The organism is Mycolicibacterium sp. HS_4_1 (assembly GCF_054515875.1).
In genome coordinates this window covers 5,947,792-5,959,852 of the sequence record NZ_CM137261.1, presented here as the reverse complement: position 1 = coordinate 5,959,852, position 12,061 = coordinate 5,947,792, and the positions used below count along the sequence as shown (strand labels likewise).

The 12,061-nt window shown below is 65.3% G+C and carries 9 protein-coding genes; 6 read left to right on the top strand and 3 right to left on the bottom strand.

The genetic code is table 11. The annotated features are described in order from the left end of the window. Positions 1–551 precede the first annotated feature (551 nt). The 6 genes from ACX12F_RS28640 to ACX12F_RS28615 all read left to right on the top strand — a co-directional run bounded on the left by ACX12F_RS28640 (position 552) and on the right by ACX12F_RS28615 (position 8,070). Entirely contained in the window at positions 552–1,202 is a 651-nt protein-coding gene (locus tag ACX12F_RS28640; protein WP_459367598.1) for a hypothetical protein, read from the top strand. Positions 1,203–1,259: 57 nt separating this feature from the next. After that, positions 1,260–3,068 (top strand): peroxidase family protein, encoded by a 1,809-nt coding sequence (locus ACX12F_RS28635; protein WP_459367597.1) that lies wholly within the window; start codon positions 1,260–1,262, stop codon positions 3,066–3,068. A 6-nt stretch (positions 3,069–3,074) separates the two neighbouring features. Beyond that, positions 3,075–4,385 (top strand): cytochrome P450, encoded by a 1,311-nt coding sequence (locus ACX12F_RS28630; RefSeq protein ID WP_459367596.1) that lies wholly within the window; start codon positions 3,075–3,077, stop codon positions 4,383–4,385. A gap of 47 nt (positions 4,386–4,432) precedes the next feature. Further along, positions 4,433–6,388: an acyl-CoA dehydrogenase family protein gene (locus ACX12F_RS28625; RefSeq protein ID WP_459367595.1), complete on the top strand. Its 1,956-nt coding sequence runs from the start codon at positions 4,433–4,435 to the stop codon at positions 6,386–6,388. Positions 6,389–6,484: 96 nt separating this feature from the next. Continuing rightward, positions 6,485–6,910: a DUF4189 domain-containing protein gene (locus tag ACX12F_RS28620; RefSeq protein ID WP_459367594.1), complete on the top strand. Its 426-nt coding sequence runs from the start codon at positions 6,485–6,487 to the stop codon at positions 6,908–6,910. 119 nt (positions 6,911–7,029) lie between these two features. After that, entirely contained in the window at positions 7,030–8,070 is a 1,041-nt protein-coding gene (locus ACX12F_RS28615; RefSeq protein WP_459367593.1) for a glycoside hydrolase family 6 protein, read from the top strand. A gap of 33 nt (positions 8,071–8,103) precedes the next feature. Here the strand turns inward: ACX12F_RS28615 and ACX12F_RS28610 are convergent, their stop codons facing one another. From ACX12F_RS28610 to ACX12F_RS28600, 3 genes are all read right to left on the bottom strand, one after another. Beyond that, on the bottom strand, positions 8,104–8,877 hold the full coding sequence (locus tag ACX12F_RS28610; protein ID WP_459367592.1) for an SDR family oxidoreductase: 774 nt from the start codon (positions 8,875–8,877) through the stop codon (positions 8,104–8,106). Between the two features lie 224 nt (positions 8,878–9,101). Continuing rightward, complete coding sequence (locus tag ACX12F_RS28605; protein ID WP_459367591.1) at positions 9,102–10,319, bottom strand: FAD-binding oxidoreductase; 1,218 nt, start codon at positions 10,317–10,319, stop codon at positions 9,102–9,104. A 155-nt stretch (positions 10,320–10,474) separates the two neighbouring features. Further along, a complete protein-coding gene (locus ACX12F_RS28600) occupies positions 10,475–11,956 on the bottom strand; it encodes an APC family permease (RefSeq protein ID WP_459367590.1) in 1,482 nt (493 codons plus the stop codon). Between the last annotated feature and the right edge of the window lie 105 nt (positions 11,957–12,061).

Sequence of the window (12,061 nt, the reverse complement as noted above, 5' to 3'; positions counted from 1 at the left end):
ACCCGGGTTCGGGACCACGAGGCCTCAGCAATGAATCGTGCGATCCAGCCCCGCAGCTGATGCCCGAGAGCTGGGACGTGTGCCTGTGTCATGTCATCGACGCTACGAATACACACGGCTGCAGGCATCGCGCCGCGGACTGATCTTTGTCTCCGCCTACGGTAGGACCCGGCATTCCATCGTAGTTGGATGCCGCCAGCCCGCGACTGGCCAGTTATGGCATTGGGCGAGCTCGCGCATGCTCGCCCTGGCGAAGCCCAATTTGGCAAGCCCACTGGTGGCTTGGGCGGCCAGCGCCTGACGGCGCGCAGCGAACTCTTGCGCGCGCACCCGTCAGTCGGCCTGCAACGCGGCTCGAAGTGGTATTCACAGGGCTCCAGTGGCAGGTGAGGTGCCGGTGAACTGGCGGGAAATCCTGAATATATCCCTCTGATCAGGCACTTCTGCCCTCGGCGGCAAAGTTTGGGCGATCGTCTTGAAATACCCCCGAAGAGTGGCGCAGATCACTATCATGCTCCGCGGGTGCTCTAATTTCAACGGAAATGGTGCCGATGAGCGAACAGGGAACCACCGCGGATTCTGCAGCGGACGACAGACTGGAGTCGTTGCGAAAATCGGTGGGGGAGGGGCAATCGGGGGCGATTGACGCGGCGTGGAGTTGGATCGTCGAGCTGTCGACGCTGGCCGACAACGACGCCGACTCGGCCGAGGCGAAGCTGGGCGAGCTCTTCCGGCTGGGTACCCCACCACTCGATCTGGACGGCCCTACCGAGGGCATCTTGGTCATGACGACGACGAATCCCGCCCTCGACACGGTGACTCGAGCCGTCACCGCGCTCTGGATGCCGTGGCAGGGCAAACGCTTCGACTCCGACAGCGGCACCGGCGACAATCGGTTGACCCGCAGCACCGGTCTCGTCGGCAAATTGTTGTGGCCGCTGTACTCCATGCGTGACGCTGAATCCGGCAAACTCGCTTTCGATTTCGCCACGTATGTCGAAGCCGGCAAGGACGACCCCGACCGCCAGGTGATGGTCATCGATTACGCCAACGTGGAATCCAATCCGCGCCTGGTGATCCGCAGCATCCGCGACGAGCTGGTGGAGCTGGTCCACGGCGTCTACCTCGGCAAGATTCTGTTCAACACCGTGGCCGACCGGTACAGCAAGATTGGATATTTCGCGCTGCGCACGCCTCGCTGACGGACCTCAGATCATTCGACGACCACCTGCAAACCTCGAAAAAGAAATGGCGACAACATGATTCCGTCCCAGTGGCACGAATACCCCTCGCTCCTGCTGCAGCTGAACGCGCTGTCGAAGACCCGCGACGAGCTGCGCGAGCACAACTTGTACGAGGCGTACGGCATGCGGCCGTCCACTGACCTGGGCCAGCCCACCGACGAGGTGCGCCGCGCTCGTCAGCCCGACGGCACCTGGAACGACCTCGAAGACCCGCACATGGGGGCCAAGGGCACCGGTTTCGGCCGCAACGTGCCGCTGTCCATGACCGTCACTGACGTCAAGCGTCTCCTCAAGCCGGACCCGCGCGTGATCAGCCGCAGGCTGATGGCCCGTGACGACTTCAAGCCCGCCGGCATCATCAACGCCCTCGCCGCCGCGTGGCTGCAGTTCGAGAACCACAACTGGTTCTTCCACGGCGACGGCGTCCCGGACAAGACCATCGACATCCCGCTGAGCGCGGATGACCAGTTCCCCGAAAATCCGATGAAGATCCGGTGCACCATCCCGTTGCGCGGCGAGATCGCCGATGGCTGTCCCGCACCAGTTTTCGCCAACGCGGAGACCCACTGGTGGGACGGCTCCCAGGTGTACGGCAGCGGCAAGGAACGCCAGGCCGAGATCCGAACCTTCGTCGACGGCAAGGTCAAGGTCGACCCGAGCGGCCGTCTGCCGGAGAGCGACATCCCAGGCATCGACCTCACCGGGATGAAAGAGAACTACTGGGTCGGCACCGGCCTGCTGCACACCATGTTCGCGCGTGAGCACAACGCTGTGTGCGACGCACTGAAGAAGGCCTACCCCAGCTTCGACGACCAGCGCCTCTTCGAACTCGGCGTGCTCGTGGTGTCGGCGCTGATCGCCAAGATTCACACCGTCGAGTGGACGCCCTGCGTGCTGCGTCACCCGGCGCTGCAGATCGGCATGAACGCGAACTGGTATGGCGCCCTTGGTGAAACGTTCCGCGACAGGATCGGCCGGATCGGCGACAGTGAAGCCCTCTCGGGCGTCGTCGGATCGTCGGCCGACCACCATGGCGTAGCCTTCTCGCTCACCGAGGAGTTCGTCTCCGTCTACCGGATGCACCCGCTGATCCCGGATGACTGGAACTTCTTCTCGCTGGAGTCCGGTGAGCATCTGGTCAAGGCAGACTTCACCCAGCTGCAGGGCAGCTACACCCGGGGCTTCATGGACAAGATCCAGATGGGCGACATGTGGTACTCGTTCGGTCTGGCCAGCGCCGGCGCGGTGTGCCTGCACAACTACCCGAACGCGCTGCGCAACCTCACCCGCGTCGACGGCCAGGTCACCGACCTCGCAACCCTCGACATCGTGCGTGACCGCGAACGAGGTGTGCCGCGGTACAACGACTTCCGTGAAGCGCTGCGGATGCCGCGCCGTAAGACCGTCGACGACATCACCCCGAACAAGCAGTGGGCCCGGGAGATCAACGAGGTCTACAACGGTGACGTCGACGCCGTCGATCTCCAGATCGGCATGCAGGCCGAGCAGCCGCCGAAGGGATTCGGGTTCTCGGACACCGCTTTCCGCATCTTCATCCTGATGGCCTCACGCCGGCTCAAGAGCGACCGCTTCTTCACCAACGACTTCAAGCCCGAGGTGTACACCCAGGTCGGATTCGATTGGGTCAACACCAACACCATGAAGGACGTCATGTTGCGGCACTACCCGGAACTGGAGCCGGTGATCGGCGACGTCGAGCGGGTGTTCGCGCCATGGCCGAAGCTGGGTGCACCGGTGCCAGGGAAGAAGAACCCGGTGGTGCAACTGGCCGACTCCGTCCGTGCTTACCTGCCCTGGGGCTGACGAACCATGGCCGAGGACTTTCCGCACGCATCCATCGTCGAAGGCGTTCGGTTCACCGCTCAGATCGGGGTGCCGAATGTCCTTCTGGGACTGTTCAACAAGAGAGAACTCCCCACTCGTATCGCATCCGGTTTGAGTTCGGACTACTTGGGGTACCAGCTCGTCGAAGGCATGGTCCGCAGTTACGGCCCCAGTCCGTTCTACGTGCGGGTCGTCGCCGACGAGGCATTGCTGGTGCATCACCCCGACGACCTGGAGTTCGTGTTGAGCGGATCACCCGACCCGTTCGCCTCCGACCCGAAGCCCAAGCGGGATGGCATGGCGGCGTTCCAGCCCGACGCACTGACCATCTCCCGCGGTCAGCCGTGGGAGGACCGGCGCCGGTTCGCCGAAGCCGTTCTGGACACCGGGCACCCGGTGCACCGATTGGCGCAGGCGTTCGTCGAGAAGGTGGTGCGCACGGTGGAGGGCCTCGGTTCCGGGGCACTGCGGTGGTCGGACTGGAACGCCGCATTCCAGCGGTTGACGCGGTGTGTGGTCTTCGGTGACAAAGCCGCCGACGATACTCGGCTCACCTCACAGCTCGGCGAACTGATGTCCGCCGGCAATGGGATGCCCGGCGAGCCCGCGGCCGGCTATCCGGAATTCGTCTCCCACATCGAGTCCTACCTGACCGATCCCGAGCCGGGCAGTCTGGCCGCGCTCATCGCGGAAACTGCCCCGCCGGAGACCGCGAGCCCCGCGAGCCAGGTCATCCACTGGCTGTTCGCGATGGGGGATACCCTGGCGGCCAACGCATTCCGGACGCTCGCGGTGCTCTCCACGCACGCGGAGAACCTGAATGAGGTCCGGGCGGAGATGGCCTCCGCCGACATCAATTCGGGGCAGGGCATCGCCTCGCTGAAGTACCTCGGCGGGTGCCTGCTCGACACCATGCGGTTGTGGCCGACCACGGGATTGTTCGGACGGGTCGCGACGCGGGATATCGAATTCCCCAGTGGCGCAGTGCTGCCCGAAGGCAAGCAGGTCCTCATCTACAACGTGTTCAACCACCGAAACCGCGACCGGATCCCCTACGCCGACCGGTTCTCACCGGGCGAGTGGGTCAGCGGGGATGCCGGAAGCGACTGGTCGTACAACTTCTTCAGCCACGGCCCGCAGGGTTGTCCGGGCGCCGGACTGTCGGTGTTCCTGGGGCAGTCCTTCCTGGCGCACGTGTTCAACGGATCCACTCCGGTGCTGCGCGGCGCTACGCTGAACCCGCAGAAGTCACTGCCGCACAGTATTGATCTGTACGGAATCAGCATCGAACGCTAGATGGACCATTCGGTCGTCAACGCGACCGTGCGATGGAGGGGGCCCTTGTGACGACGACCGCCGAACATCTCCGCTACGTCCTCGATGGACGTTGGCGCGAGGTGAAAGACCGTATTCGGCAAGAACTTTCCATCGAACTGTTCAAGCCGCACTACACCCCCGACACCGTGATGGCCCGTGCCAAGGTCACCGAGCAGATGAAGTACATGGCGTCGCGCGGCGCCGCCGAGGACGCCTTCGCGAAGGGCCACGGCGGCACCGGCGATGCGGGCGCAACCATCGCCCGCATCGAGATGCTTGCCATGAGTGATCTGTCGCTGATGGTCAAGGCCGGGGTGCAGTGGGGTCTGTTCGGTGGCGCGATCGACAATCTGGGCACGGAACGTCATCACGAGGCGTACGTGCGCAAGGCCATCGACTTGGATCTCGTCGGCTGCTTCGCCATGACGGAGACCGGGCACGGCAGTGACGTGCAGTCCCTGGAGACGACCGCAACCTACGATCCGGCCACCGGGGAATTCGTCATCGATTCACCGACCCGCACCTCGCGCAAGGACTACATCGGCGGTGCGGCCGAATCGGCCGAGGTGGCAGCGGTTTTCGCGCAGCTGATCACCAAGGGCGAGAGTCATGGCGTGCACTGCTTCGTGGTGCCGCTGCGCGACGAGTACGGCAACGACCTGCCCGGCATCCGCACTTCGGACTGCCACTACAAGGGCGGGTTACCCGGTGTGGACAACGGCCGCATTCAGTTCGACCACGTGCGGATCCCGCGGGAGAACCTGCTCAACCGCTACGGCGACGTCGCCGAGGACGGGACGTACTCGTCCCCGATCGACAGCCCCAACCGGCGGTTCTTCACCATGCTGGGCACGCTGATCCGTGGTCGGGTGACGGTCGGCGGGAGCGCCGCGGCGGCCGCGCGCGTCGCATTGGACATCGCGACCCGGTATGCGCTGCAGCGCAGGCAGTTCGAGGCGCCGTCAGGGGCAGGAGCGAAGCGACCGGGGGGTACGACACAGACCGACGAGGAAGTCCTCGTCATGGACTACCTGGTGCATCAGCGTCGGCTGCTGCCGTTGATCGCGAAGTCCTATGCGCTGCAGTTCGCGCAGAACGAGTTGGTGTCGGACCTGCATGATCTGACCGCGGTTGCCGAACCCGACGGTGAGGTGCAACGTGAACTGGAGGCGCGGGCCGCGGGCCTGAAGGCCGCCGCGACGTGGCACGCCACCAAGGCCATCCAGGAGTGTCGCGAAGCCTGCGGTGGTGCCGGGTATCTGGCGGAGAACCGGTTGATCGAGCTGAAAGCTGATACGGACGTGTTCACCACCTTCGAAGGCGACAACCACGTCCTGACGCAGTTGGTGGCCAAGCATCTGCTCACCGAGTACGCCGACGACATCAAAGGGATGAGCGCATTCGAGTGGGTGCGGTTCGCCACGAGCACGGCCCGGGAGCGCGTCCGCAGGAGCGCCGGCACCGAGACCATCCTGCAGAGTCTCCTCGACGGTCGGCAGGACAACGAGGAAGAGGGCAGTCTCTTCAACCGCGGCACCCAGGCCAAAATGTTCGAGGACCGGGCCGACTACCTGCTGTCGACGGTGGCCCGACGCTTGCAGGCGAACTCCAAGGAGATGAGCCCGTTCGAGGCGTTCAACTCCGTGCAGGACCACGTGCTGCACGCGGCGTCGGCGCACATCGACCGCATCGTGTTCGAGTCCTTCGCCGCCGGCATCGACGCGTGCACGGATCCTGAGACCCGAGAGCTCTTCGGCCTCGTGTGCGATCTGTATGCGCTGTCGGTGATCGAAGAGGACAAGGCCTGGTACATCGAGCACCGCTTCCTGTCCATGGACCGGGCCAAGGCCGTCACCGCCGGGATCAACGACCGCTGCCGCAAGCTCCGGCCGTACGCCGAGGTGCTGGTCGACGGGTTCGGGATTCCCGAGCAGCTGCGCTACGCCGAGATGCTGCATCCGGAGCGCATCCCGGAGATCTAGAAAGTCGTCCTGAAAAGTGTCCGGATGGCGATGGCTGATTGCTCCTAGCTGGTGAACGGCGCCCACGGGGGGCTCCGACCAGCCAAGGAGAACGCCATGACCGCTGTATCCGTCCGCCGCCGCTCAGCCGCTGCTGCCGCCCTGCTTGCCGCCGGAGCCATCGCCGGCGCGCTCGGCTCGGCCGGCCCGGCGAGCGCCGGTGTCAACAGGTACCTCGCCATCGCGTTCTCGCCGGCGACGGGCCAGTGGGGCTACACCCAGAGCCTGTTGGACGCGAACCAGGCCAAGTACGACGCCGTCGGGTACTGCCTCAACAAGGGCGGCACCGACTGCCGCATCGTGGTGTGGGGCGACAACGAATGCGCGGCGCTCGCGACGAGTCCCAACCCGTTCAACCACAGCCTCCTGTGGGGCACCGGCGTCGCTCAGACCCAGCAAGAGGCCGAGACGAAGGCGCGGCTGTCCACCTCGTTCGGCGGCACCGTCGTCCTGTCCTTCTGCTCGCTCGGCACAGAGCACTGACGGGCGGTCACTCTGCGGAGGCCTCGGGCGGCATCGGCACATAGCCACATTGATCACTCGCACACCAACTTTGGCCCCCGATTGGCGCTTATTGACTTGGTCGCACTATTTTTTCTGAGGTGATCTCCTCAGCTGTTGGCGTCATTGCCCGCTGGACTGCTCCCTTGCTCGCCGTGGCCGCCGTCGCGACCTTTGGCCTTTCCCTCGACGCGGCGCCGCGCGGCGTCACCGTGCCGTCGCTGCGCGACGGTGGCCCCGCGATCCGCCTGGTCGACGACAGCAACCCGCTGGCCGGCCGGCCCTTCTACGCCGATCCGATCTCGAAGGCCAGGGCTGCCGCCGCCCAGTCCGACCCACCCAGCCCCGAGCTGACCACCATCGCCAACACGCCGCAGGCCTACTGGCTGGACCAGGCGTTCCCGGCCTCCACCGTCGGCAGCACGGTCGCGGGGCTGGCCGGCGCGGCGAACGCCGCGGGCGCCACTCCCGTGCTCGTGCTGTATGGCATCCCGCACCGCGACTGCGGCAGCTACGCCGCAGGCGGATTCGGGTCGGCCGACAGCTACCGGGCGTGGATCGACAGCGTCGCGGCGGGCCTGGGTGGCTCGCCGGCGGCGATCATCGTCGAGCCCGACGCACTCGCGATGGCCGACTGCCTGTCCGGCGGCCAGCGTCAGGAGCGCTTCGACCTGATCCGCTACGCCGTCGACACGCTGACCCGCGATCCGGCCGCAGCGGTCTACATCGACGCCGGGCACTCGCGCTGGGTGAGCGCCGAGACCATGGCGTCGCGACTGAACGATGTCGGTGTCGCCAAGGCACGGGGCTTCAGCCTCAACACGACGAACTACTTCACCACCGGTGAGGAGATCGGCTACGGCGAGGCGATCTCCGGCCTCACCAATGGTGCGCACTACGTCATCGACACTTCGCGCAACGGCGCCGGCCCGGCCGAGGGCGACCCGATGTACTGGTGCAACCCCGATGGCCGCGCACTGGGTGCTGCACCCACCACCGACACCGCCGGCGCGCACGCCGACGCGTACCTCTGGGTCAAGCGGGTCGGTGAGTCCGACGGGTCGTGCGGCCGCGGGGAGCCCGGTGCGGGCACCTTCGTGAAGTCGTTCGCCATCGATCTGGCTCGCAACGCGGCGCACTGATTCCGCTCGCCAATTGGCTGGTCGCCTCCTGAGTTATTGGCCCATCACGTATTTGACGGTGGGGCCGGTCGTCCAGCCGCCGTCGACCGCGATCTCGGCGCCGGTGACGTACGAGGCCGCACGCGACAGCAGGTAAGTGACCGCACCGGCGATCTCGTCGGCCTCGCCCACGCGACCCATCGGTGTGTTGGGGTAGTTGCCCTCGCCCAGCTGGATGCCGACCTGCGCCGTCATCGGCGTGTAGGTCATGCCGGGATGCACCGAGTTGACCCGGATGCGGTCGGTGCCCAGTTCGACGGCAGCGATCTTGCTCAGACCGCGGACCGCCCATTTGGAGGCGCCATATCCGGCGGTCAGGGCCAGGCCCATCAGGCCGGCGGCCGAGGAGATGTTGACGATGGAGCCGCCACCGGCCGCGCGCATCGGCGCGATCACGGCCTGTATGCCGTTGAAGACACCGACCAGGTTGACGTCGAGCACGGCGCGGAAGTGCTCCAGCGGCTCGTGCTCGATGAACTGTCCGGTGGAGATGCCGGCGTTGTTGACTAGGCCGGTGATCTTGCTGAACTCCGCGACCGTCAGCGCGACCGCCGCATCCCACTGAGCGCGATCGGTGACGTCGAGATGCGTGTAGCGCGCCGCGTTCCCGAGCTCGGTCGCCAGTTGCCGCCCCTCGTCGTCGAGGACGTCGGCGATCACGACCTTGCCGCCGCCGGCCACGATGTGCCGCGCCATCGACGCGCCGAGACCGCGTGAGCCACCGGTGACGACCGCCACCACATCCGACAAGCTATCCGAATCTGCCATCGCAGCAATTCCTTTCGACGCCTCACAGCGCGGGTCCGCCCGCGTGAGCAGGCAATCACATCTATTCGTCACCGGCGGGCGAGCTCCCACCCCGTGGGACAGCGGCATGTGCTCTTCCTCTGGCGGCGGGTGCACTCTTCGTCGGGGTGTGCTCCACCCAGCCGGAGGCGGCGACCAGCCCGCCGAGTTGCGCCGAGGCGCCTTCGAGATTTTCCGACGGGGGTCTAAGTCAACGGTGTAACGCTCTGCTCGAACTGAAACACATTCTCCGGGTCGTATTTGGCTTTGACGGTGTACAGCCGGTCGACGTTGGATCCCCAATATAAATGCTGCCAGTCGGGCATACCGGCGTTGGGGACATTGGGATAGGCGCCATTTGTATAGGGCCGCAATGCTTCACCGAACTCGGCGATCCACTGCAGGCAGGTCTCGGTCAGTGGATCGTCTGATGCTGGGGTGCCGCCGCGGGTGCCCCATCCCGCTCCGGGTTCGGCGTAGAACAGTGCCGAACGATGGGCGTAAGCGGCGCCGCCGCGCGGCTCGCTGGTAGTGACCGCTCCGCGTAGTGCATTGGTGAAGTAGTTGCACGCCGGCGTGGGAGCAACTGACATGTAAGTATCGATGATCTGTACCGCTTCCGGCGGAAATGGGTCAGTCATGAACTGGGAGAGGAACTTCCAGTTCGCAGGCTCCTCATGCAGCGGTATCTGGAAGCTCGCGAAGATATCGGGCCACGCCGAATCTGCCGCGTCGACTTGGGGTGTGCCGATGGACAGGATCGGCGCCAACATCTCCAGCGCTTCGACCTTCGATCCGGACGCGAGGACGCTGACCATGGCAATCTCGTCGCGACGGATCTCCAATTGACTCGTGAGGCGATGGTCCAGGAACGGCGCACACTCCTGCCAGGACTCGAACACTCTGGCCAGGTGGTCGAGTCCGGACCATCGCGCCACGAGGTAAATCACCTGTGGCAGTGGATGAATCGAATACGTCATCGAGGTGACGACGCCGAAGTTTCCGTTACCGGCGCCACGTAGCGCCCACAGGAGATCAGGGTGGTTCGTTTCGTCGGCGACGATGACGTCGGCTCCGCCATCCCGGGTGGCGACGACGATCTCAGCTGCGCGGAGGTTGTCGCAGGCCATGCCGAAGGCGCGGGTCAGCAACCCGAACCCACCGCCGAGCGTTGCGCCGACCAACCCGACAGTGCCCTCGGTGCCGGTCGGCGCCGCGAAGCCCACCCGCCCGAGTGCCGCCACCGCTTCGGATTGGTTCAGACCCGCGCCGACTGTCGCGGTATGTGTTTCGGTGTCGATCGACGCGGACTTCATCTCGCTGACATCGATGACCAGTCCGTCGTCGACGGTGGACCACCCTTCGAGACAGTGCCGCCCGCTCCGCAAGCGGACGGGTACGTCGTGCTGTCGTGCCCAGGTCAATGCGTTGACGACATCTGTTGTATGCCTGGCAAATACGATGGCCGCCGGTCGATTCGTGTAGAGCAGGTTGAACCCGGCCCTTGCGGTGGCGTAGTCCTCATCGTCCGGGCAGACGACTCGCCCGGTGAGTGTTCCAGGGCGAGATGACAGACGACTCATCGGCCGGCCGATGGCGCGGCGAATTCGTCGATGCCGGGTTCGGTGTCGAGGACCTCGCGATTGAACACCAGCATCTTGGCGAAGTATGCGACGCCGGCGGCGATGAGGCCGAGCACGATGATGCTCGGCACGCGTGCCATGGAGGGTGTCACGAGCACGAAGATCGCGACGATGACCCAGACCAATGCGATGCTTGCTACGGGCAACTCGAAGCGGCCGAGGCTGAACCCACCTTCTTTGTTCTCCAATCGTTTTCGCACCGCGAGATACAGCACGACAATGGCGCCGTAGATCAGCGCCGGCAGGAGCGTCGACGCGATGATCAGCTGGATGAGCGCTGACCCGTGCAGTGTTGCCATCAACACGATGCCGACCGCGAGGATCAACAGCGTTGCCGCTATCGGAGTCTGGGTTCGTGGGTTGACCCGCTGGATCATTCGGTGGCCGGGGAACCGAGCGTCGCGCGCCATGGCGAAGGCCTGCCGCGAGCACGCGGCCATCACCACCATGCCGGCGCCGAACATGGCCAACACGATGCCGGCCAACAAGATTCGCTCGGCGGTAGGCCCCAGTTGTTCCCGGATGATCAGCGCGACCGGCGAACCGCTATGGCTCACGGCGTCGACGTCCTTGATCGCGATGGTCAGCGCGATCAGAAACACCAGGCCCGCCGCACCAGCCGCGACCACCGAGGCCACGATGGCGCGCGGGACGCTGCGGAACGGGTCTTTGGCTTCTTCTGCCAGGTTGGCGGCGGAGTCGAATCCGACCAGCGTGGTGAGGCCCATGATCATGCCGGCCATCAGCCCGCCGCCGATGGCGTAATAGTCGCCGGCGCCTGCTGTGATCCCGCGGGTGGTCAGGTTGCCGACGTGGCCGCTGCCCGTGACCGCCATGACGATCCCGAGGATCAGTACCAGGATGAGGACAATGCCCAGCTCCAAGCCGACTGCGCCGGAGGTGATCAGACCGAGCAAGCGCGTTGACGCGATGACCACTGCCGCCTGGATGATCAGCACCGCGATGGTTATCAGGCGCGCCGTGTCCTCGTTTTCGCCCATACCCAGCAGCGGCATCAGGGCCTGGCTGGCCAAGGCGTTGTCGACAGCCACCGCGGCGGTCGCGAGGTACCAGAACGTCAGCCAGCCGAACAGCCAGCCCACTTTGGGACTGGCCAGCCGTGACGCCCACTGATAGGAGGATCCGCTGAGCGCGATGCGGGCCGCGAACTGTGCGACAACGAGAGCGACGAGGGTCTGCCCGATTGCGGCGATGATCCACAGCCAGATGCCGACCGGTCCCGTGGTCCGCAACAGATCGTCGTACGTGCCGAAGATGCCCACCGCCACCGAGATGAAGGCGAACGACACGGCGAAGACCTGAAAGCCGCCGAGGGTTCGCTTCAGCTCAGGTGTGTAACCACAGTCCACGCACTCGGCGTCCGCAGTGTCTGGAAGTGCGACGCGGTCTGTTGTCATGGCACTGCCCTCCGGTAGCTACTACCCGTAATTGTCGCTCACGTCAATGGTGAATGTCGGAGATCTCGCATGTTGATCGGCGCCGTGATGTTCGGTAGCCAATCC